The organism is Brevundimonas sp. GW821-FHT09G01 (genome assembly GCF_059416065.1).
Window position 1 is genome coordinate 1 of sequence record NZ_JBWKOL010000002.1, and the last position, 22,400, is coordinate 22,400.

Annotated in this window: 22 protein-coding genes and 1 pseudogene; 12 read left to right on the forward strand and 11 right to left on the reverse strand. The window is 69.3% G+C overall.

All coding sequences use genetic code 11. The features are described 5' to 3' along the window. The 7 genes and pseudogenes from AC07NB_RS04760 to AC07NB_RS04790 all read right to left on the reverse strand — a co-directional run. A pseudogene (locus AC07NB_RS04760) lies at window positions 1-405 on the reverse strand (hypothetical protein); the annotation flags it as partial. Window positions 406-423: 18 nt separating this feature from the next. Then, the gene (locus AC07NB_RS04765) at window positions 424-591 is read right to left on the reverse strand and encodes a hypothetical protein (RefSeq protein ID WP_291841113.1); all 168 of its coding nucleotides are present in this window, start codon (window positions 589-591) and stop codon (window positions 424-426) included. Next, window positions 566-1,600, reverse strand: coding sequence for a cytochrome d ubiquinol oxidase subunit II (gene cydB / locus AC07NB_RS04770; protein WP_492313740.1), 1,035 nt, complete (start codon window positions 1,598-1,600; stop codon window positions 566-568). The genes AC07NB_RS04765 and cydB overlap by 26 nt, the downstream gene beginning before the upstream one ends. After that, window positions 1,600-3,021, reverse strand: a complete 1,422-nt coding sequence (locus tag AC07NB_RS04775) for a cytochrome ubiquinol oxidase subunit I (RefSeq protein ID WP_291841117.1) — start codon at window positions 3,019-3,021, stop codon at window positions 1,600-1,602. Before AC07NB_RS04775 ends, cydB begins: the two co-directional genes overlap by 1 nt. 135 nt (window positions 3,022-3,156) lie before the next feature. Further along, the gene (locus AC07NB_RS04780; RefSeq protein WP_494572506.1) at window positions 3,157-4,836 is read right to left on the reverse strand and encodes a sensor histidine kinase; all 1,680 of its coding nucleotides are present in this window, start codon (window positions 4,834-4,836) and stop codon (window positions 3,157-3,159) included. 73 nt (window positions 4,837-4,909) lie between these two features. Further along, complete coding sequence (gene thiE / locus AC07NB_RS04785; protein ID WP_494572505.1) at window positions 4,910-5,569, reverse strand: thiamine phosphate synthase; 660 nt, start codon at window positions 5,567-5,569, stop codon at window positions 4,910-4,912. Between the two features lie 31 nt (window positions 5,570-5,600). After that, window positions 5,601-7,562 (reverse strand): beta-propeller domain-containing protein, encoded by a 1,962-nt coding sequence (locus tag AC07NB_RS04790; protein WP_494572504.1) that lies wholly within the window; start codon window positions 7,560-7,562, stop codon window positions 5,601-5,603. 134 nt (window positions 7,563-7,696) lie between these two features. Between AC07NB_RS04790 and AC07NB_RS04795 the strand changes: the two genes are divergently transcribed. Together AC07NB_RS04795 and bfr are read left to right on the forward strand one after the other, a co-directional pair. Further along, complete coding sequence (locus AC07NB_RS04795) at window positions 7,697-7,882, forward strand: (2Fe-2S)-binding protein (RefSeq protein WP_291836547.1); 186 nt, start codon at window positions 7,697-7,699, stop codon at window positions 7,880-7,882. Between the two features lie 153 nt (window positions 7,883-8,035). Next, complete coding sequence (gene bfr / locus AC07NB_RS04800; RefSeq protein ID WP_291836522.1) at window positions 8,036-8,536, forward strand: bacterioferritin; 501 nt, start codon at window positions 8,036-8,038, stop codon at window positions 8,534-8,536. Window positions 8,537-8,538: 2 nt separating this feature from the next. Here bfr and AC07NB_RS04805 read toward each other — a convergent pair whose 3' ends face one another. Then, entirely contained in the window at window positions 8,539-9,408 is an 870-nt protein-coding gene (locus AC07NB_RS04805; RefSeq protein ID WP_494572503.1) for a hypothetical protein, read from the reverse strand. 24 nt (window positions 9,409-9,432) lie between these two features. Between AC07NB_RS04805 and AC07NB_RS04810 the strand changes: the two genes are divergently transcribed. Then, window positions 9,433-9,978, forward strand: a complete 546-nt coding sequence (locus tag AC07NB_RS04810; protein ID WP_494572502.1) for a tryptophan-rich sensory protein — start codon at window positions 9,433-9,435, stop codon at window positions 9,976-9,978. A 2-nt stretch (window positions 9,979-9,980) separates the two neighbouring features. On the opposite strand, the gene AC07NB_RS04815 is transcribed toward AC07NB_RS04810, so the two are convergent. Further along, window positions 9,981-10,355: a hypothetical protein gene (locus AC07NB_RS04815; RefSeq protein ID WP_291836531.1), complete on the reverse strand. Its 375-nt coding sequence runs from the start codon at window positions 10,353-10,355 to the stop codon at window positions 9,981-9,983. A 157-nt stretch (window positions 10,356-10,512) separates the two neighbouring features. Between AC07NB_RS04815 and efp the strand changes: the two genes are divergently transcribed. Beyond that, window positions 10,513-11,082, forward strand: a complete 570-nt coding sequence (efp, locus tag AC07NB_RS04820) for an elongation factor P (protein WP_291836533.1) — start codon at window positions 10,513-10,515, stop codon at window positions 11,080-11,082. 98 nt (window positions 11,083-11,180) lie between these two features. Beyond that, on the forward strand, window positions 11,181-11,987 hold the full coding sequence (locus AC07NB_RS04825) for an inositol monophosphatase family protein (protein ID WP_291836536.1): 807 nt from the start codon (window positions 11,181-11,183) through the stop codon (window positions 11,985-11,987). On the opposite strand, the gene recN is transcribed toward AC07NB_RS04825, so the two are convergent. Both recN and AC07NB_RS04835 read right to left on the reverse strand, forming a co-directional pair. Beyond that, entirely contained in the window at window positions 11,984-13,684 is a 1,701-nt protein-coding gene (gene recN, locus AC07NB_RS04830) for a DNA repair protein RecN (RefSeq protein ID WP_494572501.1), read from the reverse strand. The two genes, AC07NB_RS04825 and recN, sit on opposite strands and share 4 nt — an antisense overlap. Before the next feature lie 144 nt (window positions 13,685-13,828). Then, window positions 13,829-14,686: an outer membrane protein assembly factor BamD gene (locus tag AC07NB_RS04835; protein WP_492314085.1), complete on the reverse strand. Its 858-nt coding sequence runs from the start codon at window positions 14,684-14,686 to the stop codon at window positions 13,829-13,831. Between the two features lie 207 nt (window positions 14,687-14,893). Between AC07NB_RS04835 and AC07NB_RS04840 the strand changes: the two genes are divergently transcribed. From AC07NB_RS04840 to AC07NB_RS04870, 7 genes are all read left to right on the forward strand, one after another. Further along, window positions 14,894-15,826 (forward strand): ribose-phosphate pyrophosphokinase, encoded by a 933-nt coding sequence (locus tag AC07NB_RS04840; protein ID WP_492313746.1) that lies wholly within the window; start codon window positions 14,894-14,896, stop codon window positions 15,824-15,826. 76 nt (window positions 15,827-15,902) lie between these two features. After that, on the forward strand, window positions 15,903-17,060 hold the full coding sequence (locus AC07NB_RS04845) for a hypothetical protein (RefSeq protein ID WP_494572500.1): 1,158 nt from the start codon (window positions 15,903-15,905) through the stop codon (window positions 17,058-17,060). Window positions 17,061-17,222: 162 nt separating this feature from the next. Beyond that, complete coding sequence (locus AC07NB_RS04850; protein WP_291835279.1) at window positions 17,223-18,302, forward strand: hypothetical protein; 1,080 nt, start codon at window positions 17,223-17,225, stop codon at window positions 18,300-18,302. 138 nt (window positions 18,303-18,440) lie between these two features. After that, on the forward strand, window positions 18,441-19,118 hold the full coding sequence (locus tag AC07NB_RS04855; RefSeq protein ID WP_492313748.1) for a 50S ribosomal protein L25/general stress protein Ctc: 678 nt from the start codon (window positions 18,441-18,443) through the stop codon (window positions 19,116-19,118). A 77-nt stretch (window positions 19,119-19,195) separates the two neighbouring features. Continuing rightward, the gene (gene pth / locus AC07NB_RS04860) at window positions 19,196-19,816 is read left to right on the forward strand and encodes an aminoacyl-tRNA hydrolase (protein ID WP_291835274.1); all 621 of its coding nucleotides are present in this window, start codon (window positions 19,196-19,198) and stop codon (window positions 19,814-19,816) included. A 41-nt stretch (window positions 19,817-19,857) separates the two neighbouring features. Beyond that, the gene (locus AC07NB_RS04865; protein ID WP_494572499.1) at window positions 19,858-20,244 is read left to right on the forward strand and encodes a hypothetical protein; all 387 of its coding nucleotides are present in this window, start codon (window positions 19,858-19,860) and stop codon (window positions 20,242-20,244) included. An 82-nt stretch (window positions 20,245-20,326) separates the two neighbouring features. Further along, entirely contained in the window at window positions 20,327-22,399 is a 2,073-nt protein-coding gene (locus AC07NB_RS04870; RefSeq protein WP_494572498.1) for a TonB-dependent receptor family protein, read from the forward strand. Window position 22,400 lies beyond the last annotated feature (1 nt).

Below are 22,400 nucleotides of genomic sequence, written 5' to 3' on the forward strand. Positions count from 1 at the left end.
GCGCGGGGCCGGGCTAGGCGCGGCCGGACGCGGCGTGGGTGCGGGTGTCGGCGCCGCCGTGCGAGGAGCCGGGGTCGGCGCCGGAGTGGCGGTCGGCGCCGCCGTGCGAGGAGCCGGGGTCGGCGCCGGAGTGGCGGTCGGAGCCGCCGGACGCGGCGCCGGGGTCGCGGGAGCCGGCGTGACGGCGGCGGGCGGAGGCGTTGTGACCGGGGCCGGCGCCGGGGCCAGATAGGTCGCCGGGCGCGGCGGACCGGCGTTCAGGTCGCGGGTGAAGTCCGCGCCGGGCGCGGCGGCGGGCGCCGGGGTCTGGGCTTGCGGCTGGGCCCCGCTGGGGGGCGCCGTCTGGGCCTGGACGGCTCCGGCGAGGAGAAGGGCGGCGGCGGCGGACGCGACAGAGACTTTCATGACCGCGACCTTCGCCCTTCAGCCCATGAACGGCAAGGCCCTGAGACCATAGGCGACAATGGCGGTCACCGCCGAAGCCGCGACCGCCAGGGCCACGAACCACGCCAGCTTCTTCCACAGCGGGCCGCCGGCTTCGCCGGGCCCGGGCGGGGGAACGGGTTCAATGATGATAGCCGGACTCCTCATCGACCTTGCCGCGGAAGACCCAGTAGACCCAGGCCGTGTAGATCAGGATCAGCGGCAGGATGAACGCCGTGCCCCACAGCATCAGGGCCAGCGCGTTGTCGGGCGCCGCCGCCTGCCGGTAGTCCAGCGCATAGGGGGCGACATAGGGCACGAAGCTGGCCGCCAGTCCGAGATAGCCGGACAGGAAGACCGCGATCGCGCCCACGAAAGGCCAGCGGTGCGAGCCCTTGCGGGCCATCACGAAGACCATCGCCAGCCCGGCCAGGCCGACCGCCGGGATGACCAGCAACGGCGCCAGCGCGGCCCAGTCGATGGCGAAGCCGTTGCTGAGATCGAAGCCCCAGCGGCTGGCGATGCGCGGATGGATGTACAGGGTCGCCAGGCTGACCGCCGCCAGCAGGGCCGCGACGGCCCCCGCCGAGATCAGGGTCCAGCGCTTGGCGTCGCCGTGCAGGTTGTCCTTGGTCTTCATCATCAGCCAGGCCCCGCCCAGCAGGGCGTAGCCGGCCACCAGGCCCGCCGCGACCAGCAGGCTGTAGGGCGTCAGCCAGTCGAAGGTCCCGCCCGCGAACCGGCCGTCCTGGACGGTCACGCCCTGGATGAAGCCGCCCAGGATCAGGCCCTGCGCCACCGCCGTCAGGATCGAGCCGCCGGCGAACATCTGGGTCCAGAATTTGCGGCCCCGATCCCGGGCGCGGAAGCGGAACTCGAACGCCACGCCGCGCAGGATCAGGCCCGCCAGCATCAGCAGCACCGGCAGATAGAGGGCCGGCATCAGCACCGAGAAGGCGCCGGGGAAGGCCGCCAGCAGGCCGCCGCCGCCCAGCACCAGCCAGGTCTCGTTGCCGTCCCAAACGGGGGCGACGGTGTTCATCATCACATCCCGCTCTTCCTTGCGCCTGGCGAAGGGGAACAGGATGCCGACCCCGAGGTCGAAGCCGTCGAGGACGACGTAGAGGAGGACGGCCGTGGCGATCAGCCCGGCCCAGATCAGCGGCAGGTCCAGCATCACGCGTCCTCTCCGGGAGTGGTGTCCGCCGGCGCCTTGGCCAGGGCCGAGCCGGGGGCGCGGTCCTGACGCGGATCAGGCTCGGCCGCGGCGGCTACGGGGCCTTCGGCCATCAGGCGCAGGATGAAGATGGCGCCGGCGGTGAAGACCACCGCATAGACGCTGATGTAGGCGATCAGGCTGGTCGCGACCTCGGCGGTCGTGACCGGCGAGACCGCGTCGCGGGTGCGCAGCACGCCGTAGACCAGCCACGGCTGGCGCCCGACCTCGGTCACCATCCAGCCCGCCAGCACGGCGAGGAAGCCGGACGGCCCCATGGCCACGCAGAAGCGCAGGAACCACGGACTGTCGAACAGCCGCTTGCGCCAATGGAGCCAGGCCCCGCCCAGTCCCAGGGCGATCATCAGCAGGCCCAGGCCGACCATGACGCGGAAGGCGAAGAAGGGGATGGCGACCGGCGGCTGGTCGTCGGGCGCCCACTGGTCCAGGCCCTTGATGACCTCGTCCTTGGGCACGTTCTGGATCATGTTGCCGATCCCCGGGATCGAGACTTCCAGATGGTTCTTCTGGGCCGCGCGGTCGGGGATGCCGAACAGGTGCAGCGGCTGGTCGGCGCGGGTCTCCCAATAGCCCTCGATGGCGGCGGTCTTCAGCGGCTGATGCTCGTGCGCGACCTCGCCCGACCAGTGGCCGGCGACCAGTTGCAGCGGCGCGACGACGGCAACCAGGCCGATGGCCATGACCAGTCCGATCCGGCTTTCGGTCCAGCCCTCGACGGGGCCCTTCGCGCGCTCCTTCAGCACCCGGTAGGCCGAGGCCGCGCCGACCACCAGGCCGGTGGTCAGGAAGGCGGCCAGCAGCATGTGCACGAGGCGCGAAGGGAAGCTGGGATTGAAGATGACGGCGGCGAAGTCGGTCGCCCGCATGGTTCCGTCGGCGAGGACTTCGAAGCCCTGCGGCGTCTGCATCCAGCTGTTGGCCGACAGGATCCAGAAGGCCGAGATCGAGGTGCCGACGGCGACCAGGACGGTGGCCAGGAAGTGCAGCCGCGGCCCCACCTTCTTCCAGCCGAACAGCATGACGCCGAGGAAGGAGGCCTCGAGGAAGAAGGCGGTCAGGACCTCATAGGCCAGCAGCGGCCCGATGACCCCGCCGGTGATGCGGATGAACTCGGACCAGTTGGTGCCGAACTGGTAGCTGAGCACGATGCCCGAGACGACGCCCATGCCGAAGCTGATGGCGAAGATCTTCACCCAGAACAGATAGAGGGTCTTGAAGGCGTCCCGTTTGGTCCAGAGCCACAGCCCCTCCAGCACGGCCAGAAAGGCCGCCAGGCCGATCGTGAAGGCCGGAAAGAGGATGTGGTACGAGACGGTGAAGGCGAACTGCAGGCGCGAGAGCAGCAGCGCGTCAATTTCCACGGCCGGATCCTTCCGAATAGCCCTACCTTGCTTGTGGCCTTAAGCCCACGCCGAGGCAAAGTCGATGCGCGTTCGGCCGCGCGTCGGAACGTCGCAAAGACCCAGTTGGCCGGTAGGAGACGGCCGTCGGCGCGATCAGGCCGCGGGCAGTTCGACCCAGAAGCAGGCGCCCTCGCCCGGGGTCGAGGTCACGCCGATTGAGCCGCCCTGCAGTTCGACCAGACGCTTGGCCAGGGCCAGGCCGATGCCGTGCCCCTCGACCGTGGAGCGTTCCAGGCCCAGCCGGTTGAAGGGCTCGAACAGCTGGGTCTGCTTCTCAGCCGTCAGGCCCGGACCGTGGTCGATAACCTCGATGCGGACGCCGTCATGGATGCGGCTGGCGCGCAGGACGACCACCCCGCCGGACCCGCCGTACTTGACCGCGTTGGAGGTCAGGTTGCCGATCACCTGGACCAGGCGCTGGGAGTCGGCCAGGGCCACCAGACCGTCGCCTTCGCTGACCAGATCGATGCGGATGCCCTGGGCCTCCGGACGCAGGGCCGTGGCGCGGCGGACGTCGTCCAGCACGCCGGGCACGTCGGTGGGCCGCAGCTCGACCTTCACGGCGCCGGATTCGGCGCGGGCCACGTCGAGCAGATCGTGGGACAGGGCCTCGACCTGACGGGCGGTCTTGACCAGCATCTCGGCCATCTCGCCCTGGGTCGGGGTGACTGGACCCAGTTGGCCGGCGCGCCACAGTTCGCCGATGCCGATGATGCCGCCGACCGGGCTCTTGATCTCATGCGCCACATTGGCCAGCAGGCGGGACTTGGCCTCGGACGCGCGCTCGGCGCGGACCTGACCGGCCTTGGCGCGGTCGGCCAGGCGATCACGTTCCTCCAGGAGCGCCGCCACCAGCAGGATGGGCAGGTAGCCGAACAGCACCAGCAGCTGTGCCATCATGGCGCGGTCGGCCCCGCTGAAGGCGCTCGCATAGGGACCATGCCCCAGCATGCTGCCGCCGATGGCCAGCACGCTGATGATCAGCAGGGCCGCCGTCACGCCGAGCAGGCGCAGGCGCACGGCGATGAGCAGCAGCAGAGGCAGGGTGACGAAGCTGATCGGCAGCGACTGCATGCCGAAGATCAGCACGTTCACGACCGTCAGCAGGCCCAGCAGGACCACCGCCTCCGTCGCCCGCGCCGGAGACCGCAAGCGCAGGACCTCCCGCTTGGTCAGGGCCAGGCCGAAGCTGCCGACCACGGCGATGCTGAGCGCATGCCCGAACCACCAGGTCTGGGCCGTCTCCAGGAAGTCGGCTCCGTTGATCCACCACAGCATGCCGCCCACCATGGCCGCCGCCGGCAGGGGGGCCAGCACCGCGGCGCTGACCAGGAAGCGGCTGGCGCCCTCGACCGAGGCCAGATTCAGCGTCGGGGCGAACCGGCGGGCCATCAGGACGGCGCAGTAGATGTCCATCATGTTCGCGACGGTGAACATGAGGGTGGTCTTGGTCGAATTGCCCGCCAGCAGGTTACCCGCGGCCAGACCGCAGGCCAGCAGGCCGCCGAAGCAGGCGTCGTACAGCGGACCGCGCGAGGTGCGCAGCCAGACCGCGACCGCCAGGCCGCCGGCGCCCCAGAGGGCCGCGACCATGTCGGCGGTGCGGGCGAAGGTCAGGGCGATGATCGTCAGGACCATCACCGCCATGGCGGTGAAGATCGGCGCCAGGGGCTGGCCGATGCCGCTCGTCGCAGCCACGTCCACGGGGGCCGCGCGCGAACGCGTCGCGGTCTCCACCACAGGAACGGGCTGGGGATCGAGCACGCGGCTCATCGTCATAATCTGGTCCGGCAGGCGAAAAGTCTCATCGCTACCTAACCGGGCGCTTCCTAACATCCCCTGAAGGTCAGAAGGCCGCCGCAAGCACCTGATCAAGCTCACGAACCGCCGCCGCCGGACCATCGGGATGGCCCCAGACGGCCCCGCTGACGGCCACGAAATCGGCCCCGGCGCGGGCCAGGTCGGCGGCGTTGGCGGCCGTGATCCCGCCGATGGCGACGCAGGGCGTCTCCACCGTCTCCTGCCAGATGGTCAGGATTTCCGGCTCGGGCCGGTGCGCCGTTTCCTTGGTCGCGGTCGGGAAGAAGGCCCCGAAAGCGACGTAGTCGGCCCCCGCCTCGGCGGCCTCCATGGCCAGCTCGCGGCTATCGTGGCAGGTCACGCCGATCATGGCGTCCGGCCCCATGGTCCGGCGCGCCTCGGCGTAGGAGGCGTCGCCCTGCCCCACATGCACCCCGTCGCAGCCCGAGCGGGCGGCGAGGTCGGGCCGATCGTTCAGGATCACCGCCACGCGACGCGCCGCGGCCACCGGCTTCAGCACGGCGACGGCTGCCAGGACAGCGGCGTCATCGATATCCTTGAGCCGGATCTGCAGGGCCGCGACGGCGCCCGCGTCCAGCGCCTCGCCCAGCGTCCTGGCGAAGGCGGGCAGGTCGGGGATCGCCGGCGGCGTGATCAGATACAGCGCACACGGCGGACGCGGCGGGACGACGGGTTCTCTGGCCATGTCCGGGGAGTGCGACGAACCGGGCCCAAGGTCAATCGATGTAGTAGGGCCGCGGCCCCTCCGGCGGCGGCGGGGTCATGTCGATGCGGCGCACCTCGCGGATGCGGCCGTTCCGTTCGCGCCCCTCGATCACCTCATAGCCGAGCAGGGCGAAGATGCGGTCGCCGAGGAAGATCGGGCGCGCGTCGCCGTACCAGCCGTAGCAGGAGGCGATGCAGCCGTCGTCGATCCGGCCGTTCAGGGGCGTGGCGTCCAGCGAGCCGATCTCGCCCAGCCGCCCCAGGCCGTTGCGGCGAATGTAGGTGATCGTCTCCAGCGTCGGGCGCTCCTCCGTCTCCGGATCGACCGGCCCGGTCCCGGCGCGCGAGACCGGCAGGCCCAGCACTCCGGTCGAGCCGTCGGCGCTGGACGGGTCAGGCCGGTAGAAGAAGGCGTGGCTGCGGCTCTCGGTCTCTTCCGAGCCGGGCATGACATACTGGTCGCCGATGGTCGGGCGCGGGGTCTGAAGTTCGAAGGTGGTGAAGAAGGCGTCCGTCTCCCCCGACACGACCAGGGCGTCCGGCCCCATCGCCTCGATCCGGTTGACCCGGCCCGGCACGCCCCAGATCAGGGTCGGTCCCGGAGCCAACGGCGTCACGATCAGGCGGCTCTCGTAACGCGGCAGGTCCTCGGCGTACGGGAGGTCGCTGTAGACTTGGGCGGAATAGAGCAGGAAGTCGCCGACGAACCGGTTCTGCGCCCGCCCTTGCTGTCCGACCCCGGGCAGGATCCGGTAGTCGGAGAGGTCCGCCTCGCCCTCGCCGGTCCCGAAGCGCGAGAAGGGCAGTTGCAGCAGCGCCGCGCCGCCCGCCACGGTCTCGGGCCGCCCCATCCCGTCGCCGTCGTTGTCGGCCACCACCAGCACATTGATGCGGCCCAACTCCGGCTGTTCGAGGAAGGAGAACTGGTCGATCGGCGCGCCCACCGTGGCCGCCGCCTGCGGACGGCCGCCGTCCAGCGGCATGCGATACAGCCAGCCGCGGGGCTGCTCCCCCTTCGGAAGCCCCCATCTCTCCTCAACCATCCAGACGTAGACCGCCGTCGGGGCGACATAGAAGCTGCGCGAGTCCGGCCCCAGCACCGCCGTCGCGCGGCAGCTCAGCTCGGGCGCGGACAGGGCGCAGCGGATGGTGGTGTGGAAGACGAGGCCGCGCGCCCCCTCATCCAGGCCCGGCGCGCGATAGACGTCGCCCACCGTGACGATGGGACGACCCGGCATCGTCTCGTAGTCGTCGTCCTTGTCTTCCTGCCCCACGGCGTCGGGCGTCCAGCGGGTCAGGCGCGGCAGGTCCTTCAGCGGATCGCCGGTCGAGGGATCGACGGGCGAATAGACCACCAGCTGATCCCCCACGAGCCGCGAGGCGTAGTTGCGGGACGAATAATAGTCGTCGGACGCCAAGTGGTGGCTGTCCTCGAAGGTCAGGTTTCCCGCCGCGTCCAGCCGGAAGCGATTGATCTCGGTCCCGCCGCGTCCGTAGCTGTAGCCGATGACGATGACGCGGTCGCCCGAGACCAGCATCTCGTCGTACCAGTCGTCCTCCCCATCGACGCCCGGCGGATAGGCGTCGATCCGATCGACGAGCCGCAGCCGTCCCTGGCCGGTGTCGATGGTGAACAGACGCCCCCGGCGCAGGATGATCAGGGTGTCGCCGCGCGCCTTGACGATGTCGCCCTCGTCGACCCCGGCTTCCTGGTTGTTGGTGATGGACGGCGCGGTAATCCGCGATCCGGTGACGACGATATCCTCCACCTCGGTGTTGTCGGGACAGTCCGGATGCTCGGGCGGGCAGACCTCCTGCCCCGCCTCCTGCGGCGCATGGGCGTCAAGGAAGGCGCTGAGCTCGGCCATGGAGGTGAAGGCGGGAAGCCCCGGCCGGTCCGAGGCCGTCGCCGACGCCGCGCTGAACAGCGCCGCGGCCGCGCCCAGAGCAGCGAACAGAGTCCTGATGGTCACGGCGCCCCTCCTGTCCCGAAGCCGATGTGATCAGAGAACCGGCGGTGCGGCAACGACGCACCCATGCGAACGACTTGCATTCGCCGCATTCCCGTTGCTATAGCGAACCATTCGCATTGAGTGGGTTCGCCTCCTTGTACGTCTGCAACTGCAACGGCCTTCGCAAACGTGACGTCGCCTCGGCCATCGAGGCGGGCGCGACGCGTCCGCGCGACGTCTTTATCAAGCATCAGTGCCAGGCCCAGTGCGCCAAATGCGTCTGCGAAATGCGCCAGATGATCCAGGAAACCCGGCAGGCCTTCGCCCTCGCTGCTGAGTAGCATTCTCAGCCGCGCTGCGGGCGATTTTTACTCGCAATTTCAATGTCGTGATAAGTGTTCGCAAGTGAACACAGGGCCTTCGTTCGTGTTATGAACGGCGGGAAATCAGGCGACTCCGGACTTGGAGCCGCCGCCGCTTGAAGGACCGAGGCCATGAAGGGCGACCCCGCGATCATCCGGACGCTGAACGCGATCCTGACCAACGAACTGACGGCCGTGAACCAGTATTTCCTGCACGCCCGCATGTTCGAAAGCTGGGGCCTGAAGCACCTGGGCCAGATCATCTACGACGAGAGCATCGGCGAGATGAAGCACGCCGACATGCTGATCAAGCGGGTGCTGTTCCTGGACGGCCTGCCCAACCTGCAGGACCTGCACAAGCTGAAGATCGGCGAGAGCGCCATCGAATGCTTGGGCGCCGACCTGCAGCTGGAGCTGGGTTCGCGCGACGTGGTCGTCGCCGCCGTCACCCAGTTCGAGGCCGCCAAGGACTACGTCAGCCGTGACCTGGTCATGCGCATCCTGGCCGACACCGAGGAGCACATCGACTTCCTGGAGGCCCAGCACAAGCTGATCGAACAGCTGGGCGAGCAGAACTACCTGCAATCGGCCATGACCGAGATCGCCCCGGACAAGAGCGCGACCGGGAACTGAGGCTAGCCCAGGTAGAGGCTCCAAGCGCCATCTTCGCGCCGCGCCATGTCGCAGGTGTAGGGATCATTGATGGTCGGAGCGTAGACGCTGATCGTTCGCTCCGGCCACTTCCCGGAACAGTCGTCGATCTGGCAGGTGCAGGCCCAGGCGTCGTTGCTGGTTCCGCGCTGGAAATGGCCGGATATCACCAGCGCGACGGTCTGCCCCCGCCTCGGCTCGAACGTGTGCCCATACGGGCGATAAGCCGCCGCTATCTCCTGTGCGACCCGCGCCGGCGCGGGCTCAAGCCGATCAGTATAGCCATCGGTCGCCACGCCGTCGTTCGACGGAATCCGGCGATGCAGGGCCTGAACCCGCACATCGCGCAAGGTGACGCCGAGACGCTCGGTCAGCTGATCTTCATCCGCATCGCCGCGCCTCGGCCAGAAGTCGCCCTCGACCGTCACAAGGGAAAACCGGAACGCCTCCTCAAAGGGACCCGCGCCGTCCGGCCGTGTTCTGAACCCGACGGAACCGCGCGGTTTCCAGTCGAACCCATCATCCCGATAGTCCTCGGCCTCGAGGTCATCGAACGTCATCACGAGGCAGCTTTGGCGGGCGTCCACCCTGCCCGCCAACTCTTCCGGGCAGAGACTGCACAGATCAGCGTAACAGGCGTCGACCTGCCCCCGCAGACGGAGCGTGCGCCCCGCGTAGCGCTCGGGATCGGCGATCACGTCAGCAATACGGGCTTCGACCACCGGCTCGGCGGGACCGGACAGCGCCAGCATGGCGGCGAGAATGTGCAGCATGACGTCCCCCTCGGCGAACGATTGCGCGGCGGGCGCGTGCAGACAAGCCTGAACACGGAACCGCTCCCCCATCCGGCTCATTCCCCTCTCAAGCTGGAGACCCGGATGACCGACATCGATGACGTGTTCGACGACGTTCAGGACGCCGCGACCGACTTCCTGAACGCCGAGGGCCGCAACGCCTCTCATGTCCTGCTGGGCGTCGCGCTCACGGTCGGCTTCGCCCTGGCCGCCACCGCCTTCGCCAAGCGGACCATCCGCCCCCGCCCCGTACATCTGACGGAAACCGACGCGCCGATCACCGAGCGGCCGCGCGGCCCCCTGAGCCTGATCCTGCCCGCCGTCTTCTCGGCCACCACCCTGTCGGCGGTCCGGGTGTGGAATGCGCCCCGGGCGCCGGAGCGCAACCTGGCCATGGGCCTGTGGGCGGCGGCCCAGGCGCTGAACGCCGTCTGGATCGCCATGCGCCCGGCCAGCCGGGGCCTGCAGATCGCCGCCGCCATGTCGTCCGCCGGCATGGCCGCCGCCTTCGCCCACGAGGCGCGCAAGCTGGACGCGCGCGCCGGCAAGCTGGCCGCCCCGGTGGGCGGACAGGTGGCGCTGGCCAACATGGTGCAGAAGAAGGCCGACTCCAGGGCGACCCTCCACTAGCCTCAGTCGGCGGCGCAGAGGGTGTCGAGACCCTTCTTGATGGCGATCTTGACGATCAGGATCGCGATGGCCGAACCGACATTGATCAGGGCCAGCAGGGCCGTGGCGGCCTGCTCGATCCACGCCTTGTTGTCCTCGCTGTAGGCCTCATAGGCCTCGCAGACGACGGATTTCACCGTCGGCCAGATCCGGTTGAAGTAGTTCATCCCGGCCTGGATGAAGTTGGGCCACGAGAAATCCAGCGAGGCCGCCTGCAGGCTCTTGAGCGACGCGGATTCACCTTCGCTGCCCATGACCGCAAGCCCCAGCTGGCCGAGCAGATCCTCTTCGCTGGTGCTTTGCAGCGTGGCGAAATCTTCCTGAGTCAAGCTGACCATAGCACCCTCCCATAACGGCGATTTTCAATTCCTATGGTTGCTTAACCAAGTCAATACAACTTTTTATGCCCACCTTGCCGGATGACGCGGCTTCCTTTAGGGACTGCGCCCGCTCGCGCGCGCCGCAAGGGCTGCGCCTCAACCCCTCCGAGACATCATGGCCAAGATTAACGGCAACACCATCAAGCCCGGCATGGTCCTGCAAGTGAACGGCGGCCTGTGGGTCGTCACCAAGGCCAGCCACGTCAAGCCGGGCAAGGGCGGCGCCTTCGCCAACGTCGAGGCCAAGAACCTCGAGACCGGCAACAAGCTGAACGAACGTTTCCGTTCGGAAGACAAGGTCGAGCGCGTCACGCTGGAGCAGCGCGACTTCTCCTATCTGTTCGACAACGGCGACAGCCTGGTCTTCATGAACGACGAAAACTACGAGCAGATCGAACTGCAGAAGGACTGGGTCGGCGAAGACCGTATCCCTTACCTGCAGGAAGGCATGAAGGTCGTCATCGAGCTGCACGAAGAGCGCCCGATCGGCCTGTCGCTGCCCGACCAGGTCAATCTGGAAGTCGTCGAGACCGAGCCCACCGTGAAGGGCCAGACCGCCTCGTCGTCCTACAAGCCCGCCATCGCCAACAACGGCGTGCGCATCATGATCCCGCCGTACATGGGCGTCGGCGAAAAGATCGTCGTCGACACCACGACCGGCGAATACGTCCGCCGCGCGGACTGAGTTTTCATCGGCTCCGTCCGGGGCCGATCAGCGTTTGAACTTCTCCGCATGTCCGGGCCAGAGCGCCTTTTCAGGACATGCGGACCAGGAGATTCCCGATGGCCCTCGCCTCCGCCCTGCTCACCGTCATGATGGACGCGGTCCGCAAGACCGCCCGCCCGATGCTGCGCGACTTCGGTGAAGTCAGCCAGCTGCAGGTGTCCCGCAAGGGCCCCGGCGACTTCGTCAGCGCCGCCGACATCAAGGCCGAAGAGACCCTGTTCGAACTGCTGACCAAGGCCCGGCCGGGCTACGGCTTCCTCGGCGAGGAACGCGGCATGATCGAGGGCTCGGACAAGTCGCACCGCTGGATCGTCGATCCGATCGACGGCACCACCAACTTCCTGCACGCCATGCCCCACTTCGCCATCACGGTGGGGCTGGAGCGCTACGCCCCGGACGGCTCGTCCGAGATCGTGGCGGGCGTGACCTACAACCCGGTCATGAACGAGATGTTCTGGGCCGAGAAGGGCAAGGGCTGCTACCTGAACGACGGGCGCATCCGCGTCGCGGGTCGCCGCGACCTGTCGGAAAGCCTGATCGCCACCGGCCTGCCCTTCATCGGCAAGACCGGCCACGCCCAGGCCATCAAGGACATCCACGCCGTCGGCCAGCGCGTCGCGGGCATCCGCCGCCTCGGCTCGGCCGCCCTGGACTTCGCCTGGGTCGCCGCGGGCCGGTACGACGCGTATTATGAGCGCAATCTGAACCCGTGGGACGTGGCGGCGGGCATCCTGTTCGTCACCGAGGCGGGCGGCATCGTCACCTCGATCGACATCGACGGCGATCCCAAGAACGGCAAGCAGATCCTGGCCGGCAACACCGACATCCACGGCGCGCTGCGCAAGGTGCTGCAGGCCAGCTAGCCGATCAGCGCCCGCGCCGCGCCGCGCGCTTCATCCGTGATGGTGGCGCCGGAGAGCATGCGGGCGATCTCCTCCAGCCGCTGATCCTCGTCCAGCGTGTCGACCGTGGTGGCCGTCAGGCCGTTGTGGTCGGACTTGCGCACCTTCCAGTGGGCGTGGCCGCGCGCGGCGACCTGCGGGCTGTGGGTGACGACCAGCACCTGGGCGCCCTGGGACAGACGCTGCAGCCGCGTACCCACGGCCTCGGCCACGGCGCCGCCGACGCCCTGATCAACCTCGTCGAAGATCATCACCGGCTGGCGCTGGTCCTCGCGCCCCGCCAGCGCCGCCTTCATGGCCAGGGCGAAGCGGGCCAGCTCGCCGCCCGACGCGATGGCGTCCAGCGGACCGAAGGCGGTCCCGGCGTTGGTGGCGATCTCGAAGCGGACGGTCTCGACGCCCAGCGGACCGCGGCGACCGTCGGCCACCGGCTCGAAGGCGACGCGGAAACGGGCGCGCTCCAGCTTCAGCGGACCCAGCTCCCCCATGACGGCGGCGGTCAGGCGCTCGGCGGCGGCTTCCCGCGCCGAGGTCAGGAAGGTCGCGGCCAGGTCATAGGCCTCGCGCGCGGCCGAGGCCTCGCGTTCGGCGGCGGTGATGGCGTCGGCCCCGTCCTCGATCAGGCGCAGCTGCTCGCGGAAGCGCTCGCGCAGCACGGGCAGCATCTCGACCGAGGTGTTCAGCTTGCGGGCCGCGGCGCGCAGGGCGAACAGCCGCTCTTCGGTCTTGTCCAGCCGGCCGGGCTCGACGTCGAAGGCGTTGGCCGCGGCGTCGACGCAGGCCAGGGCCTCCTCCGCCTCCACCAGCGTCCGGTCGATGGCCTCGGCGGCGGCGGTCAGCTTGACCAGCAGGGGGTGGTCGCCCTCGGCGCCCGACTGGGTGGCGCGGGTGCGGGCGTGCTCGACCGCGCGCAGGGCGGCGGACAGATTGCGCGACAGCTTGTCCCCGCCTAGCGAGGCGCGGGCGTCGGTCAGGTCGGCCATGGCCTTTTCGGCGGCGCCCAGCAGGGCGCGCTCCCCGGCCAGTTCAGTCTCCTCGTCGGCCCGGGGATCCAGGGCGTCGAGGTCGGCGAGGTTGAGGGTCAGCTCTTCCGCATGGGCGGCGGCGTCGGCGGCGGCGGCCTTCAGATCCGCGACCTTGCGCTCGGCGGTCTTCAGCGCGTCGGCGGCGGCGGCTACGGCGTCCAGCTGCGGCTGCAGGCCGCCGTAGTTGTCCAGCAGGGCCCGGTGGGTCTTCCAGTCCAGCAGGCCGACGGTCTCATGCTGCCCGTGGACCTCGACCAGGGCCTGGCCGATCTCGCGCAGGGCGGCGACGCCGGCGGGCTGGTCGTTGACGAAGGCGCGGCTGCGGCCGTCCGCGGCGACGATGCGGCGCAGGATCAGCTCCTCGCCCGGCGTCACGTCGAAGCCCCGGTCGGCGATCAGGGCGATCAGGGCCGGGTCGTCCGGAGCGGTGAAGACGGCGGTGGCGCTGGCCTGCTTGGCCCCGGCGCGCACCAGGCCGGCGTCGCCGCGTGCGCCCAGGGCCAGTCCCAGCGCGTCCAGGATGATCGACTTGCCCGCCCCGGTCTCGCCGGTCAGCACGGTCAGGCCGTCGCGGACATCGAGGTCCAGCACGTCCACCAGCACGATGTCGCGGATCGAAAGCGCGGTCAGCACGGCAGGCTCCCCGAAAGAAGCGAACGGCCGGAAACGCGGTCAGGAAGCTGGAGCAAGGCGAATCGTTTTCTCAGGCGACGCCGGAGAATGCGGAGCAACCGCCTCCCGGGACAACCCCGGGAATAGCGGAACAAAGCGAAAACGTCAGCCCGGGATCAGGCGGCGCAGCCAGCTTTCGCGCGGACCGGTGGGGGCGGCGTCCGGACGGGCGCCTTCCTCGGACAGCAGGGCGTAGGCTTCGGCGTACCAGGGGCTGCCCGGATAGTTGAAGCCCAGCACCGAACCGTTGCGCATGGCCTCGTCCTTCAGGCCGAGCTGCAGGTTGACCTCGACCAGGCGGTACAGGGCTTCCGGCGCGTGCGAGGTGCGCTGGAAGGACTGGTTGTCGATGACGGTCTTGTAGCGGTTGATGGCCGCCAGCGGCTGGTTGGCGCGCTGATAGTAGCGGCCGATGGCCATTTCCTTGCCGGCCAGCTGGTCGTTGACCATGTCGATCTTGACCGTGGCGTCGATCGCGTAGGACGTGCCCGGATAGCGGCGGGCGACGTCGCGCAGGCCGTCCAGCGCCGCCTGGGCGTAGCCCTGGTCGCGGCCCACGTCGGTGATCTGCTCGAAGTTGCAGATGGCCTTCATGTAGAAGGCGTAGGGCGCGCTGGGATTGCCCGGGAACAGGGCGATGAAGCGGTCGGCGGCGGCGATCGCTTCCTGGTAGTGATCATCCTGATAATACGCGTAGATCTGCATCAGGATCGCGCGGCGCGACCATTCCGAATACGGGTGCTGACGCTCCACTTCCTGGAAGTAGTCGATCGCGTCGGCCCAGCGGCGCGCCTGCAGGCGCGTATAGCCGGTATTGTAGAGCGCCTCGACCGGGCGCTCCTCATAGGCCAGGCGCGGACGGGCTCCGCCGCGATTACAGGCCGAAACGGCCAGGACCGACAAGGCAACGGCCGAGAGAACAAGGCCGGTGCGAATCTTCGAAGCAGGCAAGGACGACCTCAACATGACAGGCCGGCGGGCGCTCACCCGTCGGCGCCCCCGGAATTCAGACGCGATCTCTACACCAGCGGATCGATGCGCGCCAATGCGACGCGAACGGGCGAGAAATTCGTCCGCGCGCCTTGTGGCTGAGCCGTCCCCTGATATGTAGCGCGCCAGCGCAACGGCGGCATTGTCAGCCGGGCGATGACGGCGAAAGGATGACCGGACATGAAGCTGCTCTCTGGCAACTCCAACCGGACGCTGTCCCAGGCGATCGCGACCCACCTCGACATGCCCCTGACCAAGGCCCAGGTGAAGCGGTTCGCCGACAACGAGGTCTTCGCCGTCATCGAAGAGAACGTCCGCGGCGAGGACGTCTTCATCATCCAGTCGACCAGCTATCCGGCCAACGACAACCTGATGGAGCTGCTGATCCTCACCGACGCCCTGGTGCGGGCCTCGGCGAAGCGCATCACGGCAGTCGTCCCCTACTTCGGCTATGCCCGGCAGGACCGGAAGACCGGCGGCCGCACGCCGATCTCGGCCAAGCTGGTGGCCAATATGATCACCCGCGCGGGCGCCGACCGGGTCCTGACCATGGACCTGCACGCCGGCCAGATTCAGGGCTTCTTCGACATCCCGACCGACAACCTGGTCGCCACGCCGGTGCTGGCCCAGGACATCAAGGACCGCTACACGCGCGGCAATCTGATGATCGTCTCGCCCGACGTCGGCGGCGTGGTGCGCGCCCGTTCGCTAGCCGAGCGCCTGAACGTCGACCTGGCCATCGTCGACAAGCGCCGCCCCAAGGCGGGCGAGAGCGAGGTCATGAACATCATCGGCGACGTGGCGGGGCGCGAATGCATCCTGTTCGACGACATCGTCGATTCGGGCGGCACCCTGGTGAACGCCGCCAAGGCGCTGATCGAAAAGGGCGCAACCGAAGTCTCGGCCTACATCAGCCACGGCGTGCTGTCGGGTCCGGCGGTCCAGCGCGTGGCCGACGGTCCGCTGAAGGAGCTGGTGATCACCGATTCGATCGAGCAGCCGGACGAGGTCCTGAACTGCTCCAAGATCCGCCGCGTGTCGGTCGCGCCGCTGATCGGCGAGGCCATCCGGCGCATCGCCAACGAGGAATCGGTGTCGAAACTCTTCGACTGATCGAGGGAACGTCCACGGTCTCGCCCCATTAGCGCCTGAGACTTCGACGCGGGGCGTCGTTTTCGAAGGAGACTTGATGGGTTCGCTCGTCCAGCGCCGCGGCCTCGCCGTGGCCGCACTCGCCGTCGCCGCCCTGCTGGCCGGCTGCGCATCGCAGAACGCCGCCGAGAAGGCCGCCGAGATCGAGGCCGCGCGGCAGGCGGCCGAACTGGCCGCGCGCACCCCGCCGCCGATCAGCCTGAACCAGAGCGTCGCCGAGGCCGCGTCCGTCTATGTCGCCTTCAGCCGCGAGATGGCCGCCATCGAGGGCGGCTTCCAGGACCCCGAGGCGATCCAGGCCGCGATCCGCCGCGGATCGGCCTATGACCCCGCCCAGCTGTCGCGCGGTCTGGTGGCCTACGCCTCGATCATCGCGCTGCAGTCGCCGGAGTTCGTGCAGGGGGTGCGCCAGTACGCCGTCGACCGCGCCACCCGCGAGCAGCTGGCCGCCAACCTCGCCGCCGATCCGCGCTGGGCCTTGAACCTGCCGGGCGCCGACGCCGCGGCGGGCCTGATCGTGACCACCCTACGCGCTGACATCACCAGCCTGAACCGGGCCGCGGATTCCATCGAGAACGACGCCTACGCCATTCAGGCGGACTCCCGCCGCTCCTGGGCCGTCGCCCAGGTCGTGGGCCGTGACAGCCGACTGGCGGACGCCAAGGCGCGCTCGACCCAGACCATGCTGCCCTCCGCGCCCGAGGCCGCCCGCCTGCTGGCCGCCGCGCACAGCGGGTCGGGACTGGGCGTCTCCGGCAACCGGCGGCGCGATCCGCCCTATCCGCCGGTCGTGGAGCGGGCCCTGGCCATCGCCGCCCTGGCGGCCCTGGGCGAGGCGGCGGACGCCGCGCGGACCGATCCGCTGCAGAACGATCCGGTCAGCCAGACCTGCCTGACGGAGTCCAAGCTGAACCTGTTCCAGTGCCTGGCGGCCTCCCGTCCCAGCTATGAGGACGTCTTCTGTCTCGGGCGGCACATCGTGCGGGACATCGCCACCTGCACGCGCGGCGCGGCCATGCCCGCCGGCTCCGTCATCGTATCGCCCCTGAGCGTCGCCGACCCGGAGCCGCCGCGCATCCCCGTGTCGCCCCTGTCCGATCCGCCGGCCGCGCCCCCGGTCCGCACGCCCGTTCAGCCGGCCCCGACATCGACGCCGCAGACCGCCACCGAACGCCTCAATACAGGGCCGGGATAAACTCCCGAGCGAGGAGAATCATCTCCTTGTGATGGCGGACTTCCTGCAACGCTGGGATTAACGCTCGGCGAACCCTTTTCGCCGCGATATATGTGCCAGTCAGTCGTCTGCGCCCTGCCGGATGGGCGCCGTGGGTCGGGGTTTTTCATGTTCAAGGGTCAAATGCGCCGCGGGCTCGCGCTCGCCGCCGTCGCCGCCGCCGCCGTGCTTGCGGGTTGCGCCACCGACGAACCGGTCGCGCCCCCGCCTCCGCCCCCTCCGCCGCCCCCGCCGCCGGCCCTGTCGATGAACGAGGGCGTGGCCCAGGCCGCCTCCATCTACGTCTCGTTCATGCGCGACGTCGGCACCATTCCGCCCGGCGGCTTCACCGACGCGGAAGCCATCCAGGCCGCCATCCGCAAGGGCGCCGCCTATGAGCCGGCACAGCTGTCGCGCGGCATGATCGCCTACGGCTCGATCCTGGCGCTGCAGTCGCCCGAGTTCGTGCAGGGCGTGCGCACCTACGCCGTCGATCCCGCCGTCCGCCAGGAGCTGATCGCCCGCATCATCGCCGATCCGGCCACCGCCGCGACCCTGCCGGGCGCCGACGCCGCCGCAGGCCTGATCGTCAGCACCCTGAGCCGCGACGTCGCCGCCATGCTGGTCATCGCCGAGGGCGTCGAGGGCGACGCCTACACGATCCAGGAACGCCGCGACCCTCGCCGCCGCTGGGCCACCACCCACATTCCGAACCGCGAAGTCCGCCTGCAGAGCGCCAAGACCCTGTCGGCGGCCCAGATGCTGCCGTCGTCCGAAGAATCGGCCCGCCTGTTCGCCGCCGCCAACTCGGGCAGCGGCCTGGGCGTGACCACCAACCGCTCGGGCCCGCCCTACACCCCGGCGGTGGTCCGTTCGCTGGCCCTGGCCGCCCTGGCCGCCCTGGGCGCCGGCGGCGAGGATTCGCGCGCCAACACCGAGGCCATGACCGTCGACCAGAACAGCGAGTTCTGCCTCAACATGTCCAAACTGATGCTGTTCCAGTGCCTTGCGGCCTCGCGACCCAGCTATGAGGACATGTTCTGCGTCGGCCGCCACATCGCCCGCGACCTGTCGACCTGCACCGCCCAGAACATCACGCCGATCCCGGCTGAGCTGACCCCGACCGCCGTCGCGGGGGCCGAAGGACCGGTCCAGTCGCCCGTCGCCGCGGAGGCCGCCGCGGCCTCCACCTCGGCCACGGCGGCGCTGAACAGCGGTCGTTGAGTCGATCAGGGCGCGACAGCGGTTGCGTCCTCCGGCGCTAGCGTGTAATAGCCCGCGCTCTTGAATTCGAGGGTTCATGACCCCCGCCGCGCGGGCCCCGGTTGGCGCGGCGTTTCTGTTTCTGTTGAGGCGAGCCAGATGGCCGAGATCATTCTGAACGTGGACGTCCGCGACGGCGTCGGCACCGGCGGCGCCCGCGCCGCCCGTCGCGCCGGCATGGTGCCCGGCATCCTGTACGGCGGCGACAAAGCCCCCGTCGCCATCTCGGTGAACGAGAAGGACTTCCGCAAGTCCCTCTACACCGGCAAGCTGCTGGGCCACCTGGTGACCCTGAAGTACGGCAAGGAAACCCAGCCGGTCATCGCCCGCGACGTGCAATTCGACCCGGTGTCGGACCGCCCGCTGCACTTCGACCTGATGCGCGTCGATGAAAATCAGACCATCAAGATCGAAATCCAGGTCCGCTTCATCAACGAAGACCAGTGCGCGGCCTTCCGTCAGGGCGGCTCGCTGGAAATCGTCCGTCACTCGGTCGAAGTGAAGGTTCCGGCGAACCACATCCCGGAAGACCTGATCGTCGATCTGGCCGGCCACAAGCTGGGCGACACCATCCGCTGGTCGGACCTGAAGGTCCCCTCCGACGTCGAGCCGACCATCGCCGACCGCGACTTCGTGATCGCTTCGATCAAGACGTCGTCGGCCGCCATCTCGGCCGCCGCTGACGAAGCCCACGACGCCGAAGTCGCCGCCGAGGCCGAAGTTGAAGCGACCGAGCAATCGGGCGACGCCGCTGAAGGCGAAACGACCGAAGGCTGATCGCCCTTCGATCGACTGTTTCTGGAGCGGCCCCTTCCGGTTACGGATGGGGCCGTTTCCTTGTCTGGACCTGAGCCATGATCATCGTCGCCGGCCTGGGCAACCCGGGCCCGAAATACGAGAAGAATCGCCACAACATCGGCTTCATGGCCGCCGACGAGATCGCGCGCCGCTGGTCGTTCGGTCCCGAGCGGGCCAAATTCCAGTCGGTGATCCGCGAAGGCGAGGTCGCCACCGCCGCCGGGCCGGTGAAGGTGCTTCTGATGAAGCCCCAGACCTATATGAACGAAAGCGGCCGGGCCGTCGGCGAGGCCGCGCGCTTCTACAAGATCAAGCCCGGCGAGGTCATCGTCTTCCATGACGAGATCGACCTGGCGCCGGGCCGTTTCCGTATGAAGACCGGCGGCGGGGCGGCGGGCCAGAACGGCGTGCGCAGCCTGATCAGCCACCTGGGCGCCGACTTCCGCCGCGCCCGCATGGGGGTGGGCCACCCGGGCGAGAGCCACCTGGTCATGCCGCATGTGCTGGGAGACTTCGCCAAGGCCGACCAGCCGTGGCTGGAAGCCATGCTGAACGCCTGCGCCGACGCCCTGCCCTTCGCCCTGGCCGGCGACGACGAACGCTATCAGGGCGAGGTCATGCGCCTGGCCCCCGCCCCCAAATTCAGCCCGCGCCAGACGGCGCAGAAGGGCGAATAGCCGCGCTTCCCGTCAGCCGTCTTCACGGCTATGGACCGCGCGTGACCCGTCCGCAGACCGAATCCTGGTCGATCTGGCGTTCGCTGGCCCTGATGGCCGCGACGTTCGCGATCGTGCTCGGCTCCCTGCTGCCCTACGCCGCCATGGCGGCGGCGCGGCCGGGCGAGACCCTGGTGCTCTGCTCCAGCGACGGGCCGCAGACCATCCGCGTCGGCGCCGACGGCCAGCCGGACCGCTCGGTCCCGCCGCCGAAATGCGCCGCCTGCGTCATGGCTGTCGCGGCGGTCCTGCCGACACCGCCGGCGCCCCAGCCCTGCGCCACGCCCGCCGTCACCCCGGCGTCGACCTTCACCGCCCTGATCGCCGGCCCGCCGCCACCCGCGCGCGCGCCGCCGCGACCGCCCTCGACCGCCCCTCCCCACGCCTGAAGCAGACCCGGCGCTGACCTGCGCCTGACCCCGCACGCCGTCCGGCGGCGCGGGCCTTTCTCTGTTTCAGGATCGAATTCCCATGTCCCTTCGGACCACTGCGGCGCCCTGCGCCCTGCTGCTCGCGGCCCTCGCCGCGCCCGTCTTCGCCCATGCCTCCGAGCCCGCCGCCGGGCCGGAAGACCCCGCCACCCTCGACACCGTCATCGTCACCGCCCGACGCAATCCCGAAGACCCCGCCGTGGTCGCGGAGGCTCGCGACCGCCTGTCACGCACGCCCGGCGCCGTGGCCGTGGTCTCGGCCGAGAGCTACGCCAACCGCTGCGCCCAGACCTTCGCCGACACCCTGCGCAACGTGCCCGGCGTGCTGGCGCAGAAGCGCTATGGCGAGGAAGCCCGCCTGTCGATCCGAGGCTCGGGCCTCGCCCAAGGCTTCCACCAGCGCGGCGTGCTGTTCGCCCAGGACGGCGTGCCCTTCGCGGACGCCGACGGCTTCTCCGACTTCCAGGGCGTGGATCCGCTGAGCGCCCGCTACATCGAGATCTACAAGGGGGCCAACACCCTGCGCTTCGGCGGAGCCCAACTGGGCGGGGCGATCAACCAGATCACCCCGACCGGCCGCACCGCCATGGATGATACGGTGCTTCAGCTGGAAGGCGGGTCGTTCGACAGCCTGAGGGGCAGCGTGCAGCTGGCGCGCACATCCGGCGACTGGGACGTGTTCGCGGCCGTTTCGGCGATGGAATCGGACGGCTATCGCGACCGCAGCGAACAGAGCCAGGCCCGCCTGACCCTGAACCTGGGCCGAACGTTCGGCGAGGACCGGGAGGTGCGGCTGATCTATCAGGCGGCCGACATCAAGCAGGACATCCCGGGGTCGCTGTCGCTCACCGACGCCCTGACCCGCCCCGAAATGGCCAACCCCGGCGCGATCAGCGGCGATCAGGCCCGCGACCTGACGCTGAAGCGGCTGACGTTGCAGACCCGCTGGCGGCTAAACGATTCGACCGTGTTCGAAGGCGCTGTCTGGGGCTGGGAAAAGGAACTGTGGCACCCGATCTTCCAGGTGCTGAACACCAATAGCAAGACCGTCGGCCTGTTCGGACGCTTCGACTGGACCGGTCAAGTCGCCGGTATGCGGGCCGACCTGTTCTACGGCCTGAGCTATCGCGACGGTCAGGTCGATGGCCAGCGCTACGTCAATATCGCCGGCCAGGCGGGCGCCCTGACCGCCGACAATCTTCAGAAGGCGACGGGGCTGGATGTCTTCGCGGAAGGCCGGCTGTTCGTGACCGACCGGCTGGCGCTGGTGGCGGGCGGCTCGTTCGGCCGGGCCACGCGCGACTACTCGGATCGCGTCAACGCGGCCAACAACGACGACATCGACTACGAATGGTTCTCGCCTCGCCTGGGCCTGCTGTGGGAGACCGAGGACGGCGCTCAGGTGTTCGCCAATGTTACCCGGTCGGTCGAGCCTCCGACCTATGGCGCGCTCGTTCAGGCGCCGCTCGTCGGCTTCACGCCGGTGAAGGTGCAGGACGCCTGGACCGCCGAGATCGGCACGCGCGGCCGTCATGGCGCCCTGGCCTGGGACGTGACCGTCTATCGCAGCGAGATCGAAGGCGAACTGCTGAACTTCATCACCGGCCCTGGTATTCCGGCCGCGACCTTCAACGCCGGCGAGACCGTGCACCAGGGGATCGAGGCCGGACTGGACTGGCGCCTGCCGACCGGCCCGGCGCAGGGTTCGCTGCTGCTGCGCCAGACCTATGCGTGGAACGACTTCCGCTTCGTGGATGACGCGCGCTGGGGCGACAACCGCCTGCCGGTCGCGCCGGAACACGCCTACCGGGCCGAGCTGGCCTGGCGGCATCCATCTGGCCTGTCGCTGACTCCGTCGGTCGAATGGCGGATCAGCGACGCCTGGGTCGACTACGCCAATACGAGGAAGGCGCCCGGCTATATGCTGCTGGGACTGAACGCGAGCTGGGAGGTCAAGGACGGGCTGACCGTGTTCGCGGACGCCCGCAACCTCACGGACGAGCGGCACGTGAACGAGTTCTCGGCCATCACGGACGCCCGCACCGCCTCGACCGTCGTGTTCAATCCCGGCGAGGGGCGCGCGTTCTTCGTCGGCCTGCGCGTGGCCCTGTGAG

What these genes read in the sequence shown, in the direction of transcription:
- AC07NB_RS04765 (WP_291841113.1), bottom strand. Translation starts at nt 591, where the DNA reads ATGAGGAGTCCGGCTATCATCATTGAACCCGTTCCCCCGCCCGGGCCC.
- cydB (WP_492313740.1), bottom strand. Translation starts at nt 1,600, where the DNA reads ATGCTGGACCTGCCGCTGATCTGGGCCGGGCTGATCGCCACGGCCGTC.
- AC07NB_RS04780 (WP_494572506.1), bottom strand. Translation starts at nt 4,836, where the DNA reads ATGAGCCGCGTGCTCGATCCCCAGCCCGTTCCTGTGGTGGAGACCGCG.
- thiE (WP_494572505.1), bottom strand. Translation starts at nt 5,569, where the DNA reads ATGGCCAGAGAACCCGTCGTCCCGCCGCGTCCGCCGTGTGCGCTGTAT.
- bfr (WP_291836522.1), top strand. Translation starts at nt 8,036, where the DNA reads ATGAAGGGCGACCCCGCGATCATCCGGACGCTGAACGCGATCCTGACC.
- AC07NB_RS04805 (WP_494572503.1), bottom strand. Translation starts at nt 9,408, where the DNA reads ATGAGCCGGATGGGGGAGCGGTTCCGTGTTCAGGCTTGTCTGCACGCG.
- AC07NB_RS04810 (WP_494572502.1), top strand. Translation starts at nt 9,433, where the DNA reads ATGACCGACATCGATGACGTGTTCGACGACGTTCAGGACGCCGCGACC.
- AC07NB_RS04815 (WP_291836531.1), bottom strand. Translation starts at nt 10,355, where the DNA reads ATGGTCAGCTTGACTCAGGAAGATTTCGCCACGCTGCAAAGCACCAGC.
- efp (WP_291836533.1), top strand. Translation starts at nt 10,513, where the DNA reads ATGGCCAAGATTAACGGCAACACCATCAAGCCCGGCATGGTCCTGCAA.
- AC07NB_RS04825 (WP_291836536.1), top strand. Translation starts at nt 11,181, where the DNA reads ATGGCCCTCGCCTCCGCCCTGCTCACCGTCATGATGGACGCGGTCCGC.
- AC07NB_RS04840 (WP_492313746.1), top strand. Translation starts at nt 14,894, where the DNA reads ATGAAGCTGCTCTCTGGCAACTCCAACCGGACGCTGTCCCAGGCGATC.
- AC07NB_RS04845 (WP_494572500.1), top strand. Translation starts at nt 15,903, where the DNA reads ATGGGTTCGCTCGTCCAGCGCCGCGGCCTCGCCGTGGCCGCACTCGCC.
- AC07NB_RS04850 (WP_291835279.1), top strand. Translation starts at nt 17,223, where the DNA reads ATGCGCCGCGGGCTCGCGCTCGCCGCCGTCGCCGCCGCCGCCGTGCTT.
- AC07NB_RS04855 (WP_492313748.1), top strand. Translation starts at nt 18,441, where the DNA reads ATGGCCGAGATCATTCTGAACGTGGACGTCCGCGACGGCGTCGGCACC.
- pth (WP_291835274.1), top strand. Translation starts at nt 19,196, where the DNA reads ATGATCATCGTCGCCGGCCTGGGCAACCCGGGCCCGAAATACGAGAAG.
- AC07NB_RS04870 (WP_494572498.1), top strand. Translation starts at nt 20,327, where the DNA reads ATGTCCCTTCGGACCACTGCGGCGCCCTGCGCCCTGCTGCTCGCGGCC.